Annotated in this window: 18 protein-coding genes and 1 tRNA gene; 14 read left to right on the top strand and 5 right to left on the bottom strand. The window is 64.5% G+C overall.

What is annotated here, in order from left to right; all coding sequences use genetic code 11:
• The first annotated feature begins 12 nt into the window (after positions 1-12).
• Both phoU and phoB read left to right on the top strand, forming a co-directional pair.
• Positions 13-726, top strand: a complete 714-nt coding sequence (phoU, locus tag VB618_RS15605; RefSeq protein ID WP_329797629.1) for a phosphate signaling complex protein PhoU — start codon at positions 13-15, stop codon at positions 724-726.
• Positions 727-728: 2 nt separating this feature from the next.
• Entirely contained in the window at positions 729-1,445 is a 717-nt protein-coding gene (phoB, locus tag VB618_RS15610) for a phosphate regulon transcriptional regulator PhoB (protein WP_329797631.1), read from the top strand.
• Between the two features lie 78 nt (positions 1,446-1,523).
• Here the strand turns inward: phoB and VB618_RS15615 are convergent, their stop codons facing one another.
• Positions 1,524-2,063 (bottom strand): GcrA family cell cycle regulator, encoded by a 540-nt coding sequence (locus VB618_RS15615; RefSeq protein WP_329797632.1) that lies wholly within the window; start codon positions 2,061-2,063, stop codon positions 1,524-1,526.
• Positions 2,064-2,439: 376 nt separating this feature from the next.
• Here VB618_RS15615 and VB618_RS15620 point away from each other — a divergent pair, with 376 nt between their 5' ends.
• The 3 genes from VB618_RS15620 to VB618_RS15630 are packed head-to-tail and all read left to right on the top strand — an operon-like array spanning position 2,440 to position 5,557.
• Positions 2,440-3,648: an aspartate aminotransferase family protein gene (locus VB618_RS15620; protein WP_329797633.1), complete on the top strand. Its 1,209-nt coding sequence runs from the start codon at positions 2,440-2,442 to the stop codon at positions 3,646-3,648.
• Positions 3,645-4,571, top strand: a complete 927-nt coding sequence (gene argF / locus VB618_RS15625; protein WP_329797634.1) for an ornithine carbamoyltransferase — start codon at positions 3,645-3,647, stop codon at positions 4,569-4,571. Before VB618_RS15620 ends, argF begins: the two co-directional genes overlap by 4 nt.
• Positions 4,568-5,557: an Hsp33 family molecular chaperone gene (locus VB618_RS15630; protein ID WP_329797635.1), complete on the top strand. Its 990-nt coding sequence runs from the start codon at positions 4,568-4,570 to the stop codon at positions 5,555-5,557. The genes argF and VB618_RS15630 overlap by 4 nt, the downstream gene beginning before the upstream one ends.
• 129 nt (positions 5,558-5,686) lie before the next feature.
• On the opposite strand, the gene argE is transcribed toward VB618_RS15630, so the two are convergent.
• Together argE and apaG are read right to left on the bottom strand one after the other, a co-directional pair.
• Positions 5,687-6,859, bottom strand: coding sequence for an acetylornithine deacetylase (gene argE, locus VB618_RS15635; RefSeq protein ID WP_329797636.1), 1,173 nt, complete (start codon positions 6,857-6,859; stop codon positions 5,687-5,689).
• Between the two features lie 8 nt (positions 6,860-6,867).
• The gene (apaG, locus tag VB618_RS15640) at positions 6,868-7,260 is read right to left on the bottom strand and encodes a Co2+/Mg2+ efflux protein ApaG (RefSeq protein ID WP_329797637.1); all 393 of its coding nucleotides are present in this window, start codon (positions 7,258-7,260) and stop codon (positions 6,868-6,870) included.
• A gap of 88 nt (positions 7,261-7,348) precedes the next feature.
• Between apaG and VB618_RS15645 the strand changes: the two genes are divergently transcribed.
• The 9 genes from VB618_RS15645 to VB618_RS15685 all read left to right on the top strand — a co-directional run bounded on the left by VB618_RS15645 (position 7,349) and on the right by VB618_RS15685 (position 16,355).
• On the top strand, positions 7,349-7,963 hold the full coding sequence (locus VB618_RS15645) for a CDP-alcohol phosphatidyltransferase family protein (RefSeq protein ID WP_329797638.1): 615 nt from the start codon (positions 7,349-7,351) through the stop codon (positions 7,961-7,963).
• Positions 7,964-8,051: 88 nt separating this feature from the next.
• Complete coding sequence (locus tag VB618_RS15650; protein ID WP_329797666.1) at positions 8,052-9,143, top strand: 2'-deoxycytidine 5'-triphosphate deaminase; 1,092 nt, start codon at positions 8,052-8,054, stop codon at positions 9,141-9,143.
• Between the two features lie 57 nt (positions 9,144-9,200).
• A tRNA-Gly gene (locus VB618_RS15655) sits at positions 9,201-9,275 on the top strand.
• A gap of 228 nt (positions 9,276-9,503) precedes the next feature.
• Positions 9,504-10,154, top strand: coding sequence for a cytochrome c3 family protein (locus VB618_RS15660; RefSeq protein WP_329797639.1), 651 nt, complete (start codon positions 9,504-9,506; stop codon positions 10,152-10,154).
• Complete coding sequence (locus VB618_RS15665) at positions 10,142-13,066, top strand: TAT-variant-translocated molybdopterin oxidoreductase (RefSeq protein WP_329797640.1); 2,925 nt, start codon at positions 10,142-10,144, stop codon at positions 13,064-13,066. The genes VB618_RS15660 and VB618_RS15665 overlap by 13 nt, the downstream gene beginning before the upstream one ends.
• 4 nt (positions 13,067-13,070) lie before the next feature.
• Positions 13,071-14,384 (top strand): NrfD/PsrC family molybdoenzyme membrane anchor subunit, encoded by a 1,314-nt coding sequence (nrfD, locus tag VB618_RS15670; RefSeq protein WP_329797642.1) that lies wholly within the window; start codon positions 13,071-13,073, stop codon positions 14,382-14,384.
• Complete coding sequence (locus tag VB618_RS15675; RefSeq protein WP_329797643.1) at positions 14,381-14,920, top strand: DUF3341 domain-containing protein; 540 nt, start codon at positions 14,381-14,383, stop codon at positions 14,918-14,920. Before nrfD ends, VB618_RS15675 begins: the two co-directional genes overlap by 4 nt.
• On the top strand, positions 14,911-15,408 hold the full coding sequence (locus VB618_RS15680; protein WP_329797644.1) for a c-type cytochrome: 498 nt from the start codon (positions 14,911-14,913) through the stop codon (positions 15,406-15,408). Before VB618_RS15675 ends, VB618_RS15680 begins: the two co-directional genes overlap by 10 nt.
• Positions 15,405-16,355, top strand: coding sequence for a hypothetical protein (locus VB618_RS15685; protein WP_329797645.1), 951 nt, complete (start codon positions 15,405-15,407; stop codon positions 16,353-16,355). Before VB618_RS15680 ends, VB618_RS15685 begins: the two co-directional genes overlap by 4 nt.
• Here VB618_RS15685 and VB618_RS15690 read toward each other — a convergent pair.
• Positions 16,352-16,888, bottom strand: a complete 537-nt coding sequence (locus tag VB618_RS15690; protein ID WP_329797646.1) for a c-type cytochrome — start codon at positions 16,886-16,888, stop codon at positions 16,352-16,354. The genes VB618_RS15685 and VB618_RS15690 overlap by 4 nt on opposite strands.
• 10 nt (positions 16,889-16,898) lie before the next feature.
• The gene (locus tag VB618_RS15695; RefSeq protein WP_329797647.1) at positions 16,899-17,801 is read right to left on the bottom strand and encodes a cytochrome c oxidase assembly protein; all 903 of its coding nucleotides are present in this window, start codon (positions 17,799-17,801) and stop codon (positions 16,899-16,901) included.
• Positions 17,802-17,865: the final 64 nt, after the last annotated feature.

Consider the following 17,865-nt stretch of genomic DNA (forward strand, 5'->3'; position numbering starts at 1 on the left):
GGGAGAACCTTCATGTCAGAGCATATCGTCCGCTCCTACGACGCCGATCTCCAAGGGCTTCGGCAGCGCATTGCCGAAATGGGCGGCATCGCCGAGAAGATGCTGGTCGATTCCGTCGCCGCGTTGGCTCGCCACGACAAGCCTCTGGCCCAAGCGGTGATTGCATCCGACCCGCGCCTCGATGTTCTCCATCGCGAGGTCGAGGAGAACGCCATTCTCACCATCGCACGCCGTCAACCCCTGGCGGTCGACCTGCGCGAGACCATCTCGGCCATCCGTATCGCCGGCGACGTGGAACGCATCGGCGATCTCGCCAAGAACATCGCCAAGCGTGCGCTTGCAATCGGCGGCGACTTCCAGCCGCACAAGATCGTCGTCGGGCTCCGGCACATGAACGATCTGGTGATGGCGCAGCTCAAGGACGTGCTCGACGCCTATGCGCAGAAGGATACGGCAAAGGCGCTCGACGTGTGGAAGCGCGACGGCGCGATCGATGCGCTCTACACCTCCCTGTTCCGGGAGCTCCTGACCTACATGATGGAAGATCCGCGCAACATTTCGTTCTGCACGCACCTTCTCTTCTGTGCCAAGAACATCGAGCGCATCGGCGACCATACCACCAACATCGCCGAGACGGTCCATTACCTCGTCACAGGCGAAACCCTGGCCATCGACCGGCCCAAGAACGACCGCTCCATCGATACCTCAGTTGAGGCAGGAGCCTGACCATGGGGCCTCGCGTTCTGATCGTGGAAGACGAGGAGCCCTTGATGCTCCTCCTGCGCTACAACCTCGAGGCCGAGGGCTACGAGGTTGACAGCGTGTCCCGCGGCGACGAGGCGGAGATCCGCCTGCGCGAGCAGGTGCCCGACATCGTGCTGCTCGACTGGATGCTGCCCGGAATCTCCGGCATCGAGCTGTGCCGCCGCATCCGCGCGCGCGCAGAGACCGAGCGCCTGCCGGTGATCATGTTGACCGCCCGCGGCGAAGAGGGGGACCGCATCCGTGGCCTGTCCACCGGCGCCGACGACTACATCGTCAAGCCGTTCTCGGTGCCGGAGCTGCTGGCACGGGTACGCGCGCTCCTGCGCCGGACGAAGCCTGCCCATATCGCGACCCTTCTGAGGGCCGGCGACATCGAGCTCGACCGCGAGACCCATCGCGTACGCCGCGCGACCCAGGAACTGCACTTAGGGCCCACGGAGTTCCGCCTGCTGGAATTCCTGATGCAGAGCCCGGGCCGTGTGTTCTCCCGCGAGCACCTGCTCAATGCGGTCTGGGGCCACGACGTCTATATCGACGAGCGCACGGTTGACGTGCATGTGGGCCGCCTGCGCAAGGCAATCAGCATGCCACGCAAGCCCGATCCTATCCGCACCGTGCGGGGGGCCGGCTATTCCTTCGACGAGACCTTCGCTCGGGAGGAGCAGGCGTTGGAGGCCTGAGCCACAAAGACATCGAACAACGAAAAGGGCCGCGCTGAAACGATCAGCGCGGCCCTTTTCGTTGAAGGATATGGAGTTCTATGCCCGTGCGAGCCTGCGGTCGCGCTTGCGGTCGGCCACCGGCTGGTAGGCGATGCGGGCGTGGTGGGTGCAATAGGGCAGGCCCGTGATGGAGCGGGCGCCGCAGAAGCGGAATTCGGGCTTGGTCGGGTCGCCCATGGGCCAGCGGCACATGGACTCGCGCAGATCCATGATGGTCACGCGCTCGGAGACCGGAACGGCGAGGTCGTCCTCGACGTAGACGCTCGGCTCCTGGGTGATGGGCTGAAGGGCGATCGGGGCGATGACCACATTGTTGGTGTGCGGCTGAGGCGGCAGGGGGGCCGGGGCGCTCGGCGCACGGGTCGCCTTGCGGGGACGGGCCGCGGCGGCGGAACCGGCCGGCCTGGCATCCTTCGCGCGGCCGGACAGGCCAAGGCGGTGAACCTTGCCGATAACCGCATTGCGGGTCACGTTGCCAAGCTCGGCGGCGATCTGGCTCGCGCTCAAACCATCGGTCCAGAGCTTCTTGAGAAGCTCGACCCGTTCGTCCGTCCAAGTTGCGCCCGCATCTGTCATTTTCAATCTGCCTCCATCGGAGGCGGCCTTCAAACACTCAGAATCCCAGATGCTTCGCGGACAGGGTTTTTGTGTCCGACCGCGTTGCGAGGGTCGCTCCTGAGGGTGAATGCCGCCGCACGAATGCCGTACTCGACTGACCCGAAGTTACAGGATGGGTGGACTCCGGCGCAAGAGTCCCCGGACAAGCCATGCTGTTTTCCCCAAGGAACTCACCCAAGGTCAAAAATTCCTTGTGATGAGTCAGTTCATTTCTCTTGAATTGACAGGGTCTCGCACCTCGGTAGAATTCCCAGTCGTGCCGCTCCTGCCTGGGGCGGCGCTTTCTTTTTCGGGCCCGGGTGCGACTTTGGGTCCTTGGAGGCGGAGACAACCTGTGACATCGCCATTGCTGCCGACCTACGCACGCGCCGAGCTTTCCTTTGAGAAAGGGGAGGGCCCCTGGCTCTTCGGCCGAGATGGCGAGCGATATCTCGATTTCGGGGCCGGCATCGCGGTCAATGCCTTAGGGCACGCCCATCCGCACCTCGTCCAGGCCCTGACGGAGCAGGCCTCCAAGGTCTGGCACACCTCCAACCTGTTCCAGATCCCCGAAGGGGAGCGTCTGGCCAAGCGTCTGGTCGAGAACACCTTCGCGGACGTGGTCTTCTTCTCCAATTCCGGCGCCGAGGCCAACGAGGCCGCCATCAAGATGGCCCGCAAGTACCATGCCGTGAACGGCAATCCCGAGCGTTTCCGCATTGTCACGTTCGAGGGCGCCTTCCATGGTCGGACCCTGGCGACCATCGCGGCCGGCGGCCAGGCTAAGTATCTGGAAGGCTTCGGCCCCAAGGTGGAAGGCTTCGATCAGGTGCCGGTCGAGGATCTTGAGGCCCTGAAGGCTGTGATCGGTCCCGAGACCGCGGCCCTGATGATCGAGCCGATCCAGGGCGAGGGCGGTATCCGGACCGTTTCCAACGCTTTCCTGCGCGAGCTGCGCCATCTCTGCGACAGCCAGGGTCTGCTGCTGATCTTCGACGAGATCCAGACCGGTGTCGGGCGCACGGGCAAGCTCTTCGCTTACGAATGGACCGGCGTCACGCCCGACATCATGGCGGTCGCCAAGGGCATCGGCGGCGGCTTCCCGATGGGCGCGTGCCTTGCCACGGCGGAGGCCGCAAAGGGCATGACGGTCGGCACCCACGGCACCACCTTCGGGGGCAATCCGCTCGCCATGGCGGTGGGCAACGCGGTGCTTGATGTGATCCTGGAACCCGGCTTCCTGAAGGAAGTCGAGCGCAAGGGCCTGCTGCTCAAGCAGCGCCTTGCCGAGCTGAAGGACCGCCATCCTGGAGTTATCGCCGACGTGCGCGGCCACGGCCTCATGATGGGCCTGCGTATTGTGGTGCCCAACACCGAGTTCATCGCCGCCGCCCGCGCCCAGAAGCTGCTCGTGATCGGGGCCGGCGACAACGTGGCCCGCCTCCTGCCGCCGCTCATCATCAGCGACACGGAGATCGGCGAGGCCGTCAACCGTATCGAGGCCGCCTGCACGGCCATTGAAGCTGGGCAGGCCTCCGCCTCCCAGCGGGGAGCCGTTCAATGAAGACCCGCCACTTTCTCGATCTGAGCGATTTTTCCGGAGCGGAGATCCGGGGTCTTTTGAAGATCGGCTCCGAGATCAAGACCAAGCGCCGCCGCGGCGAGAAGGCCAAGGAGCGCCCGCTCGAAGGCAAGGTTCTGGCGATGGTCTTCGACAAGCCCTCCACCCGCACCCGCGTCTCGTTCGATGTCGGCATGCGCGAGCTTGGCGGCGAGACCCTGATGCTCACCGGCAAGGAGATGCAGCTCGGCCGCGGCGAGAGCATCGCCGACACGGCACGGGTCCTGTCCCGCTATGTGGACGCCATCATGATCCGCACCCTCGATCATGCCATGGTGACGGAGCTCGCCCAGTACGCCTCGATCCCGGTGATCAACGGCCTGACCAAGATGACGCATCCGTGCCAGATCATGGCCGACATCATGACTTTCGAGGAGCATCGCGGCTCCATCGAGGGCAAGACGGTGGCCTGGACGGGCGATGCCAACAATGTGCTCGCCTCTTGGGTCCACGCCGCGGCGCGCCTCGATTTCACCCTGAAGATCGCCTCCCCGCCGGAACTTGCCCCCCGTCCCGAGCTTTTGTCCTGGGCGAAACAGGAAGGGGCCAAGATCAGCGTGACCACCGATGCCTTCGAGGCCGCCGAGGGCGCCCACGCGATCGTCACCGATTGCTGGGTGTCCATGGGCGACGACGACGAGTTCCGCCGCCAGAACCTGCTCAAGCCCTATCAGGTCAACGGCAGGCTCATGGGTGTGGCCGACAAAGAAGCCATCTTCATGCACTGCCTTCCCGCCCATCGCGGCGAGGAGGTGACGGATGAGGTGATGGACGGTCCGCAATCCGTGGTCTTCGACGAGGCCGAGAACCGGCTTCACGCACAAAAGGGCATCCTGGCCTGGTGCCTCGGAGCAGCAAGCGCATGAGTTCAGCCTCGCTTGAAGGAAATGATGACGTCGTCCTCCCCTTCGCGGTCGAGCCCCTCGACGTGCGCGGGCGCGTGGTGCGTCTCGGTCCTTCCATCGACACGATCCTGGCCCGCCACGGCTATCCCGACCGGGTCGCTCGCGTCATCGGAGAGGCGGCAGCGCTGACCGTCATGCTCGGCGCATCCATCAAGCTCGAGGGGCGGTTCCAGCTGCAGACCAAGACCGATGGCATCATCGATATGGTGGTGGTCGACTTCAACGCGCCGGACCGCCTTCGCGCCACGGCCCGCTTCGACAAGGACCGGCTCGAAGCGCTCGATCCGGCCTCTACAGGAACGGGCGACCTCCTCGGCTCCGGCTATCTCGCCATGACCATCGATCAGGGCTCCGAGCGCAGCCGCTACCAAGGCGTCGTTGCGCTGGACGGCCAAGGCTTCGAGGAGGCGGCGCACCAGTATTTCCGCCAGTCCGAGCAGATCCCGACGCAGGTGCGTCTCGCCGTCGCCGAGCAGTTCGAGAACGGGCGTCATACCTATCGCGCCGGCGGTCTGATGATCCAGTTCCTGCCCTCGTCCCCCGAGCGCCTGCGGCAGGCTGATCTCAATCCTGGCGATGTTCCCGAAGGCCACACGTCGAACACCTTCTCAGTGCCTTCCGAAGACGATGCTTGGGTAGAGGCAAAGTCCCTGATCGGCACAGTCGAAGATCACGAGTTGGTCGATCCCACCGTGTCTAGCGAGACGCTTCTCTATCGTCTGTTCCACGAGCGCGGCGTGCGTGTCTTCGAGGGCCAACACGTGCATGAGGAATGCACCTGCTCGCAGGAGCGCATCATGGGCATGATGCGCCGCTTCCCGCCGGAAGACCGCCGCGACATGGTTGGCGAGAACGGCCGCATCGGCATCACCTGCGAGTTCTGTTCACGCTTCTACGATCTCGATCCGGTGGAGGTCGAAGCCGCGATTGCGAAATCAGAGTCGTAACGCTGCCTCTCACAAATGTTTGTCTTCTCAACATTCGTCATGGCCGGGCTTGTCCCGGCCATCCACGTTTTAACAGGCGCAAAGACGTGGATGCCCGCAACAAGTGCGGGCATGACGGGGTGTTGATCGTCACGAACTCGCGCACGTCGCAGCAAGCCGCCGCATGAAGGCTGCGCCCGCTTCGAGCTGGTCCAGCGTGATATACTCATCCGGCTGATGGGCCTGATCTATGGAGCCCGGACCGCAGACCACCGTTGGAATGCCTGCCGCCTGATAATGGCCTGCCTCGGTGCCGAAGGGAACGGTCTGCGTGTGGTTCTTGCCGGCAAGCCGTAGAGTAAAAGCCTCTGCGTAGGATCCCGGCTCCGGCGCGAGTCCCGGCACCGCCACCTCGAGCTTCGTCTCGATCCGCCCGAACTCACCGAAGCGGTTGAGGCGCTTGAGCGCGACCTCCTGCGCGAAGGTCTCCAGGCGGCTCGGAATCTCCTGCGGATCGAGGTTCGGCAGACCGCGAAACTCCCAGTGGAAACTGCAAGACTTCGACAGGATGTTGCGCGCCGTGCCGCCGGCAATCGTGCCCACATGCACAGTCGTGTAGGGCGGATCGAAGCGCCCGCTCGTGTCGCCGCGCTCCATCATGTCGTCGCCAATGCGGTTGAGCTCCGCAATCAGCTCTGCCGCCGTCATCACGGCGCTCGCGCCGAGATACGGCTTCGACGAATGCGCCTCGAAGCCGTGCACCGTCGTGCTGAAGGTGACGACGCTTTTGTGCGCATCCACCACCTCCATCATCGTCGGCTCGCCCACGATGGCGGCCTTCGGCAGCGGCAGATCGTGACCGAGGCGTCGGATCACGTCGACTACGCCGAGACAGGTCGTCTCCTCGTCATAGGAAAGCAAGATGTGAATCGGCGTCATGAGGTTCGCGGCTTGAAACTCTGGGATCAGCGCCAGCGCGAGCGCATCGAAGGCCTTCATGTCCACCGCGCCGCGCCCATAAGCGCGCCCATTCTCCACCCGTAGGGTGAAGGGATCCGACGTCCAGGCCTGCCCTGTCACCGGCACCACGTCCGTGTGGCCGGAGAGCACGATCCCGCCGCGGTCCTGCGGGCCGATCGTTGCATAGATGGCCGCTTTGTCGCCGGTCTCGTTCGGCACACGCACATACGGCACGTTCCAGCCCTGTAGGTAATCTTCCACGAAGTCGATCAGCGGCAGGTTCGACTTCGAGCTCACCGTGTCGAACGACACGAGCTTCGCCAGCATTTCGAGCGGCATGAGCCGCTGACCTTGGGATGACATCGGGAACCTCAGTGCAGCACGCGCTTCGCGCGCGGGATATCGAGTGAGAAGGCGGGGATTTCGGCATCGAAAGTTTCGCCGCCGGCGGTTTCCATCAGGTAGGTGCCGTGCATGGTGCCGCTCGGCGTCGTCAGGGGGCAGCCGCTCGTGTAGCTGAAGCTCTCGCCCGGCCCGAGCACAGGCTCCTCGCCGACGACGCCCGTGCCGCGCACCTCCTGCACATGGCCGTGCTCGTCGGTGATCCGCCAGTGGCGGGCGCGCAGATGGACCCGCTCCAGGCTCGTGTTGATGATCTCCACCGTATAGGCAAAGAAGTAGCGGCCGTCGTCGGGGGAGGATTCTTCGGGCATGTAGCGGGGCGTTACCGTCACAGAGATGCCGCGGGTCACAGCCTTGTACATGAGCTGCCTTCAGCCAGTAGAGGAGTTCGACCTGCCCGTGGTAAGGCCGTCCTCACACCTCGTCAATCGAGGCAGAGGAGAGCGGGCTATGCTCGATGGATGGGTGCGGCGCAGGATCGATCCGTCGATGGATCGGCTGGGGCAGGGCCTTGCGCGGGCAGGCGTCTCCGCCGATACCGTGACGCTGGCGGGGCTGGGACTGGGGCTCGCGGCGGCCCTCATGATCATTCTGGGGTTTGATGGGGCGGCGCTTATCCTGTTCGGGCTCAACAGGCTCCTTGATGGCCTGGATGGTGCCGTTGCCCGCTCCACCCAGCGCACAGACCGGGGCGGGTTCCTGGACATCGTTCTCGACTTCGCCATCTATGGCGCCATCCCGTTGGCTTTCGCCCTGCGGGACCCCGGCACCTTAGCCCTGCCGGCGGCGGTCCTTCTGTTCTCCTTCTATGTCAATGGAGCTAGCTTCCTCGCCTTCGCGGCCGTCGCCGCCAAGCGGGGCATGAGCAGCGATATCCGGGGCATCAAGTCGATCTATTTCACGGCCGGCGTGATGGAGGGGACGGAGACGATCCTGTTCTTCGTTGCCATGATCCTGTTTCCACAGAACTTCGCGGTCCTGGCCTATGCCTTCGCCGGATTGACCGTAATGAGCGCGCTAGCCCGCATCACCCTGGCCTGGCACGCCTTCCGGGGCGAGGCTTAAGGAAAGCGATTGAGAATTCCGTAACAAGGCTTAGAGGATATTGAAAGGCTCAACACTTCGAAGACGGCAGGGTTCTCGGATGACGGACATGGTTGCGTTGAAGGACGGGATCCAATCGGCTGATGCCATCATGCGCCTTGCGGAAGCAGGAGCCATCAAGCCGGAGACGCCTTTCGCGTCCGATCAGGTCCAGCCGGCGAGCCTGGACCTCAGGCTGGGGCGCCGGGCCTATCGCGTAAGGGCCAGCTTCCTGCCGGGGCGCAACCATACGGTCCAGGATCGCCTTGACCAGCTGAGCTTCCACGAGATTGATCTGGGCCGGGGCGCCATCCTGGAGACTGGTAGCGTCTATATCGCGGAGCTACAGGAGGAGCTGTCTTTGCCGCAGGATCTCTCGGCGGCGGCAAACCCCAAGAGCTCCACGGGCCGCATCGACGTGTTCACCCGCGTCATTACCGACCGAAGCCAGGAATTCGATACAATCGGGGCCGGCTATAATGGACGTCTTTATGCCGAGATCTCGCCGCGGACCTTCCCGGTGCTGGTTCGGACGGGCACGCGCCTGTCCCAGCTGCGCCTGCGCAAGGGCGTGGTGCGCCTGAGCGATGCCGAACTCCTGGCGCTCCATCAGCGCGAGCGGGTGGTGACCTCCGCCGAGCCTTCGATCCAGGATGGCGTGGCAGTCAGCGTGGATCTCGCCGGCTTCGGTCCTGAAAAGCTCATCGGCTACCGCGCCAAGCGCCACACGGGCCTCGTCGACGTGGACAAGCCGGGCTCCTGCCGCACCGCGGATTTCTGGGAGCCGCTCTATGCGGATGCCTCCCGCACCCTGATTTTGGATCCGGGTCAGTTCTACATTCTCGCCTCTAAGGAAGCGGTGCACGTGCCGCCGGATTACGCCGCCGAGATGGTGCCCTTCGACCCCCTCGTGGGTGAGTTCCGCGTCCATTATGCCGGCTTCTTCGATCCGGGCTTTGGCCATGCCCAGGCCGGAGGCGAGGGGGCCCGTGCCGTGCTCGAGGTGCGCTCCCGCGACGTACCCTTCATCCTGGAGGACGGGCAGATCGTCGGCCGCCTCGTCTACGAGCGCATGGCCGAGCGGCCCAAGGTCCTCTACGGCGCAGGCGCAGGCTCGAACTACCAGGCGCAGGGGCTGAAGCTGTCGAAGCACTTCCGCTGATCCCTTCAAGCTGCCCCCTTGCCGGATCGCTGGAAGGCCGGATATGAATAAGAGCGCGCGGGCGTAGTTCAGAGGTAGAACGTCAGCTTCCCAAGCTGAATGTCGTGGGTTCGATTCCCATCGCCCGCTCCACCTAACTCTTTGGTGGATAAAGCTTTTCGACGTTCTGCCACAAATCCCTCGCTCCCTCCCCAACCGCGCCCGGCGAGTAGCGAGCTTTGGTCAAAATCCAAGCATGGGCTGCCGTGGACCGGAGGACATGCCGCGTCAGGGAACGATCCGGCGCTGAACCTATTGTTCAACAGCGAAGCTTCACCTCGGGCCTAAGCCCGACACAACGAAGGGTGCGCGGCACGGCCGATGGCGCAGCTTTTCACACCGGCGGCAACCACCCTGTTCCGGGTTGTCATCGTGCTCACGGGGCTTGGGCTCGTGGGGGCGGGCGTGACCGCCTATCTGTGGGCCCGCGCGGATAGCACCTGGAATGTCGGCAAGCCCGCGCCGCAGCCAGTCCCGTTCCGGCACGATCTTCATGCAGGCCAGCTCGATATCGATTGCCGCTACTGCCATTCCACTGTCGAGCGTGCAGCCGATGCCGGCATGCCGTCGGCCCAGACCTGCATGTCCTGCCATTCGCAAGTGTGGGTGGGTGCGAGCGTACTCGAGCCCGTCCGTTCGAGCTTCGCACTCGGCCAGCCGATCCAGTGGACCTCCGTTCACCGCCTGCCGGATGACGCTTATTTTCATCATGCAGCCCACGTGACGAAGGGAGTCGCCTGTGAGACCTGTCACGGCCGCGTGGATCAGATGCCGAAGACGGTGAAGGCCGAGACCCTCTCCATGGGCTGGTGCCTGGATTGCCATCGCGATCCGGTGCCGCAACTTCGCCCCCGCGAGGCGGTTTTCGCCATGGGCTACGAGCCTCATGGCGATGAATTGCCCGAGGACATCCGCGAGTTCTACCGGGAGGCTTCCCGGCGGCTCACCAGCTGCAACACGTGTCACCGGTAGGTTCGATGGGCGAGGGAACGACAATCGATCTCGAAGCCCTGAGGGCTCGCCTCGCAACCGAGGAGGGGCCGCGCCTCTGGCGTAGCCTTGAGGAACTCGCGGATGTGCCGGAGGTGCGGCGTCACATCGAAGCCGAGTTCCCCGACATCGTGCAGGCTTCGCAGATCGACCGGCGCACCCTGCTCAGGCTGATGAGCGCCTCCCTGGCCTTGGGAGGTCTGGCTGCCTGCAACGGCAGCGATGCCGGAGCTAAGGCGCCGCTCCTGTCGCAGAGCCACAACATGCCGGGCTACGTGCCGGGCGTGCCGGTGACGATCGCCACCTCTCTAGCCTTGAATGGGTATGGCAGGGGCGTGCTCGTCAAGGCGCAGGAAGGGCGCCCGATCAAGATTGAAGGAAACCGGCTTCATCCCGCGAGCCTCGGCGCAACCGACGTGTTCGCGCAGGCCGAGATCCTCTCCCTCTACGATCTCGACCGGACCGATGCTCCGCTCCAAGGCGGCGTGCCGAGATCATGGGAGGAGCTGACGAACCTCATCCGTCCCGTGCGCAACGAGCTTGTCTTCGACGAGGGCAGGGGGCTCCATGTCCTGATGCCGCCGGTCGCGTCGCCGACCCTGCACAGGCTGATCGGGCAGGCGCGGCAGCTTTTCCCGCATGCGCAATGGCATGTGTTCTCACCCCTCGATGACAACAATCGGCAAGCCGCCGCCATGGCTGTCTTTGGGCGGGACGTGGACCTCGTCTACGATCTGACACAGGCCGATGCCATTCTGACCCTAGGCGGCGATCTCTTTGCCGAGGAGCCGGGGCATATCCGCTACGCGGCCGATTATCAGGCGCGACGGCGGAACTTGGATCGGGGGCTTCCCCGACTTGTCGCCGTCGAGACGCGCACGAGCCTCGTCGGTGCCCGTGCGGACGAGCGTATCCCGCTGCGCCCGAGAGACTTCGAGACCTTCGCCGAAGTGCTCGCGGCGGCTCTCGAGGCCGGGGCTGCGCCGTCGGGCTCCCATCCCGCCATTCCCCGTCTGGCGGATGCGCTGCGCCGTGCAGGAACCCGCAGCCTCGTTGCGGCAGGTCGCGAGCAGCCCGCCCATGTTCATGCGCTGACTCTCGCCATAAATGCGCGGCTCGGAGCGTTCGGCACCACGATCCGCGCCATCGAACCCCTGCGTACTTTAGGTGGCGAGGTTCGGTCTCTGGGTGATCTGGCAGGAGCGATCAGAGCCGGACAGGTTTCGCGCCTCGTGATCCTCGGCGGCAATCCCGTCTATGCCGCGCCGGCCGATATCGATCTCGGCGCGCTCGTGCGGCGCGTGCCGTTGTCCCTGCATCTCGGACAGTACCGGGACGAAACGGCCGCCCTCTGCACCTGGCATATTCCCGAGAGCCATCCGCTCGAAAGTTGGGGGGATCTCCGAGCCTTCGACGGGACGGTGGGGCTGCGCCAGCCGGCCACGATGCGGCTGAAGCCTGGCCTGAGCGCGGAGGAGTTCCTCGGGCTGATGGCAGGTCAGAATACGGATGGGCACGGACTGGTCCAGGCCGCATGGCGCGAGACTTGGGGTGAGGCCTTTGACGAGCGCTGGGCGCGATCCCTGGAGGACGGGGTGATCGAAGGCACGGCGGCGCCCACCATCGATGTGGCCATCCAGCCAAGCTGGACGCTGGAACCCGCAGCGCCCGTCTCATCCTCAGGGATCGATGTTCTGTTCGCGCCCGACCCCTCGGTCTGGGATGGCTCTTACGCCAACAACGGCTGGCTGCAGGAACTGCCCAAGCCGCTGACGAAGCAGGTCTGGGGCAATGCCGCTCTGATCGCACCGGAAACGGCGGAGGTGTTTGGGCTCACTTCGGGTGACGCCGTCGACCTGTCCGTCAACGGGCGTGTCGTGCGTGCGCCTGTGTGGCTGCTGCCCGGCCATGCCCCCGGGGCCGTGACGCTGCCCCTCGGCTATGGCCGCCGATCGGCCGGTAGGATCGGCAATGGGATCGGCTTCGACGCCTATTCCGTCCGTTCTTCAGAGATGCCCTGGGTGGCGTCGGGCGAGATCCGGCGGGCGGGTGGAAAGATCCCGGTCATCTCCACGCAGCAGCACCATTCGCTGCAGGGACGGGACATCGTGCGCGTGGTGGCACCCGGAGAAGCCGTGCCTCCGGAGCCCGTGCATCCATCCATTTATCCCGAATGGCCTTACAAGGAACATGCCTGGGGCATGGCCATCGATCTCGATGCCTGTATCGGCTGCAATGCCTGCGTGATCGCCTGTCAGGCCGAGAACAACATCGCCGTGGTCGGCCCCGAAGAGGTGGCGAAGGGGCGTGAGATGCACTGGCTGCGCGTCGACCGCTATTACGCCGGCGATCCGGCAGCCCCCGACACTTATTTCCAGCCCGTTCCGTGCATGCATTGCGAGAAGGCGCCCTGCGAGGTCGTCTGCCCGGTCAACGCGACGGTGCATTCCTCCGAGGGTCTCAACGACATGGTGTACAATCGCTGCGTCGGCACGCGGACCTGCTCGAACAATTGCCCCTACAAGGTGCGCCGCTTCAACTTCGTCGATTATCAGGGCACCGACGTTTCAGCCCCGTCCGAGGCCATGAACCCTCATGTAACGGTGCGCGATCGCGGTGTCATGGAGAAATGCACATTCTGCGTCCAGCGGATCGGCGCAGCCCGCGCGAATGCGCGCGTCGAGGATCGGCGCTTGGCCGATGGCGAGGTGATGACCGCCTGCCAGCAGGCTTGCCCGACGCAGGCCATCGTGTTCGGCGACATTAACGATCCGGACAGCACTGTCAGCCGCCTCAAGGCCAGCCCGCGCAACTACGCGCTGCTGGGAGCGCTCAACACGCAGCCGCGCACCACTTACCTCGCGCGTGTCGAAGACCCGAAGGAGAACGGATAGGCGAATGACCAGCGACGCCCATGCAGCGACGAGCCGGGTGGCCGACGTTCCACTCTCTCCCCACTTTGGATGGGCGTGGTGGCTCGCGCTCCTGGCCTCCGGTGGGCTCGTCGCGCTCCTCGGCTACACGCTGATCTCCGTCACGATCATCGGCGTCGGCGTCTGGGGCGTGAACATTCCTTATGTCTGGGGCTTCGATCTCATCAACTATGCCTGGTGGATCGGCATCGCCAACGGCGCAAGCCTCTTTGCCGCCACCCTGGTCCTGCGCCGGCACGATCTGCGCACGGCGGTGAACCGATTTGCGGAAGGCGTTGCCCTCTTTGCGGTCATCTGCGCCGGAATTTTTCCGATCTTCCACCTCGGAAGGCCCTGGCTGTTCTACTGGACATTTCCTTATCCGGCGACCTTCGAGGTCTGGCCGCAGTTCCGCAGCACCCTGACCTGGGATTTCTGGGCTATCAGCACCCATGTGATCGTCACGAGCCTGCTGTGGTATGTGGGCCTGATCCCCGATCTGGCGACATTGCGGGATCGCGCCAGGCGTCCGATCGTGCAGCGGATCTATGGCGTCTTCGCCCTCGGCTGGCCCGGCTCCGTGCGCCATTGGGCCTATCACCAGCGCGCCTACCGCCTCGTTGCCATCCTGGTGCTGCCCCTGATCCTCATCATGCAGAGCACCGTCGCCTTCGAGTTCGCCGTGACTCTGGTGCCCGACTGGCATGAGACGCGCCAGCCGCTCCACTTCGTGGCCACAGGTTTGGCACAGGGGCTGTCCATCGTGCTCCTCGTGGCAGTGCTCTTGCGCTGGGGCCTGCGGCTCGAACGCTACATCGACGAGGGAGACATCGACCTGTTGGGCAAGCTGGTTCTCGCGAGCGCCCTGGTCTCCGGCTATCTCTACATCGACGAGATCGCCGCGGCCCTCCTGTCGGGAGGACTGGCCCAGAAGGCGACTTTCACGCGCATGACGGGCGACTATGCAGGGCTCTACTGGACGGCCATCGTCTACTCTGTCGTGATCCCGCAGCTGTTCTGGTTCAGGAGCGCCCGGTTGAGCACCGTGGGTGGGGTCTTCGTCGGCATTGCCATCGGCGTCGGCATCTGGTTCGACCGTTTCTCGATCATCGTCGGCGGACTTCAGACCGATTATCTGCCGTCCATTGGGCGCAGCTATAGTCCGACACTGCCGGAAACAGGCCTTTTCCTGGGAACGATCGGTTTATTCGCAGCCTTTCTGCTGCTCTTCGTCCGTTTCCTGCCCGTAATTTCCATGTTCGAGACACGCCATGACGAGCACGAGGAGAAATCCTCATGACGCAGCAGCCCTATGGCATCATGGCGGAGTTCAAGAGCCCTGAAGCCCTCATGGAAGCCGTTAGGACCGCCAAGCACAAAGGATATACGAGACTCGATGCGTTCAGCCCTTTCCCTCTCCCCGATCTCGCCAAGGAACTCGGCGTTCGCACGGCGGTGATCCCCTGGGTTGCGTTCATTGCCGGGCTCACAGGAGCTGTCATTCAATACGGCTCGCAATACTGGATGAACGCCGTCGATTATCCGTTGAACGTGGGCGGGCGACCCCTTCACAGCTGGCCGGCCTTCATTCCCGCCTCACTGATCGTCGCCATTCTCTGGGCGGGCGCCGCAACCCTGATCGGACTGCTCCTGATCCTGCGGCTGCCGCGCCTGCATCATCCGGTTTTCGCGTTTCCGGGATTTGAGCGCGCCTCAGAAGACCGGTTCTTCCTCTGCATCATGCAGGGCGATCCGATGTTCGACGCCGCGACCCTGCGCGCGTTCTTCGGAGCGCTGTCGCCCCTGGCAGTTTGGGAGGTCCCGGCGTGCGACTAGCGGCAGCCATCGCGAGCCTCGTTCTGCTGGCCGCCTGCGATACCGGAACGGAGGAGCGGGATGCCGTCGCTTCGACGCGCACTGTGCAGCGCGGCTATGTGCCCGTGCCTCCCGGGACAGTCGCGAGAGGAGCGTCTGCGCAGGCTGCCGCCCTCGCACCTCCGGGGCCGGAGCGTACGCCGGCTCTGCTCGCCCGCGGAGAGGACCGGTTCAAAGCCTTTTGCACGCCCTGCCACGGCGTGAGCGGCCGCGGCGACGGCCCTGTCGTGTCCCGTGGCTTCGTTCCGCCTCCCTCCTACCATGAGGAGCGCCTCCGAGCCCTGACGCCCGAGCAGATCGTGCAGGTCATCACCCAGGGCAGAGGACGGATGTTCTCCTATGCCGATCGCGTTCTGCCCGAAGAGCGTTGGGAGATTGCGCACTACGTGAAGGAGCTACAGGCCCGCGGCACCGGAGCTTCGTCAGGGCAGGAGGGCGCTAAACCATGAGCGCGATGGAAGCCCTGTACATCGTTTTCGTCGTCCTGTCGGGGGTTGCGATGGGCAGCCTTGTGATGCTGATGATTGGGCATCTCATGAACGAGCACTGGCTTGCGCCGATACGCAACGAGGCGGAAGCTGCAGCCCTGACGCTGCCCGTGCTTCTGCTGCTCGGCCTCGTGCTGGCCTTCGGTCTTGGTGAGCTTTTCCCTTGGGCCGACCATCCGCTCGATCTTCCTTCCGCCCGGGCAGCTTATCTGAGCCCCGGCTTCTTCATGATCCGGAGCGCCGCTTATCTTCTGATCTGCATAGGTCTGGCCTATTGGCTGACGCATACGCGCTGCACGCGCCGTGCCAGCGCCATAGGTCTCGCGCTGCTGACACCGGTCATGACCTTCTCGGCTTATGATTGGGTGCTGTCCCGAGAGCCGCAATGGTGGTCGAGCCTGTTCGGGTTCGCATTCGGGCTGGGGCAGGTGCTTGCGGCCCTTGCCAGCGCAATCCTGATTACCCTTCTCAAGACGGAGCCCGCATCTCCCAAGCGCATGGCAAGCCTTGAACGCGCATTGCTGACCCTGCTGCTGCTGACGGCCTGGACGTGGTTCGCGCAGTTCCTGATCGTCTGGCTCGCAAACGTGCCGCATGAGGTCGCGTGGTATCTGGAGCGCTCGGGCGACGGCAACCTGGCCCTTCTCGGAACGTCCTATGCGCTGATGCTTGCCGCTATCGTCGTCCTCGTACCCTCAGGCGTGAGCCGCATGGCAATGCTCATCGGCAGTGCGCTGGCGCTCCTGCATCATGTTACGCACATGATCTGGGTGCTGCAGCCGCGTGGCGGCTTTTCCTGGCTAGCTCTCGGATTGATCCTCGCGGTTGCCGCTCTCTGGATCGGTGTCTATGCGGCCGTGATGCGTGTTCGTCCGAACTATATCGAGGAAGCGTCCGAGGAGCCTTAGCTCTTCGGCGCGCTTCCATCGAGGTTGGGTACGATGCGGCGCGTGCGGACATCGGTCTCCGAGGGAACGGCCGGAGGGTTCGGGATGTCGGCCGCGACCTCATCCTCATCACGCAAAGGGAGAGGAGGATCGGGCGGATAGACCTGCATCCCATCGCGGCCAAGGGAGTAGAGGTAGGCAGCCATGTGCCGTGCCTCCGCCTCGGTCACTCCTTGCGCGGGCATGCCGGTTGTGGGCTTCAGGGCCACGGGATCCATCAGCCAAGCAATCAGGTTCTGTGGTGTGTTCGGCAGGAAGCCGGCGAGGAGATGCTGCTGCGCATATTTCTCCAACCGCGGCCCCACCTTGCCCCTCGCGCCACGGACATCCTCAATTGTGTGGCAGGTGCCGCAGCCATAGGCCTGAATGAGTGCATGGCCCTGCTCGGGCTCGCCGCCTGCAGTCGCGAGGCGCGAGGTGGGATCCTGCGAATCGCTGCAGGCGGCGAGCGCCGTCAGGACCATCGATATCAGGAGGACAGGGCGAAGGATCATCGGCTCGGTTTCAGGGTGCTGTCGTGGCAACCGGCGAGCGTCGCGTCCGTTCCGTTCTAGGCGTCAGGAGCCGAAGCGCCATGATGAGCCCTGCCGAAAGATAGATCGCGCACATGGGAAGGGACATGATGGCTCCTGCCAATTGCTGATCTTCCAGAGCTGTCAAACCCCAATCTATCGTGTCCGGCGCATGATACAGCGCTTCCCGCGCGAAGCTCAGGAGAGCGCTGAGGAGGCCGCTCTGGAGCAGGGTGATGAAACAGGCGATCAGTGCGGCAGCCGCCGCCTCCCGGCCGGAATGCGCCTTGATCACGGCCCGCCAGAACAGCAGCGCCGTGCCGAAGAACAGGACGTGCTCCAGCCAGTGCAGCCTGTCTGAGGCGACCGCCGCATCGAACAGCATCGGGCTGTGCCAGACCCACAAGGTCGCCATGTGGATCAGGGCCGCCGGAATGGGCCGTGCACAGGGCGACAGGATCCCGAGCAAGGACCGCAGCGGGCCGTGGCGCGCCACGCCGCGCCGCCAGTGCACCGGCAGCGCCCAAAGCCACGCAACTTCCGGCTTGCCGAGAACGAGAAGCGGCGGCACGACGGCGATCAGCAGGATGTGCTGCACCATGTGGGCCGAGAGCAGGGCCGAGGACAGCGCCTCGAGCGGCGAGAGGAGAGCGATGACGAGCAGGACCGCTCCCAAGGCGAAGCAGGCGATCTGCCGTGGGCCGAAGCCGGGAGGAAATCGCCCCAGGTCCCGCCGCAGATGCCGGACCCCTCGGATAAAGAGCAGGCACGATGCGAGCAACGGCACCGAAATCAGCGGATCGGTATGCCACGCATGCCAGAGATCGCCGGCACCGTGTGGTGCCGTTCCGTGGGCGAAGGCAGAGGTATCGCACAGGATGGTGGCGAATCCCACCGTGAGACCTAGTTCGGTCCTGAGGGACCTGTTCGGGAATGCCTTTCGGGAACCAAGTCTCACG

It is taken from the genome of Microvirga sp. CF3062, from assembly GCF_036314045.1.
In the GTDB taxonomy this organism is placed as follows: Bacteria; Pseudomonadota; Alphaproteobacteria; order Rhizobiales; family Beijerinckiaceae; genus Microvirga.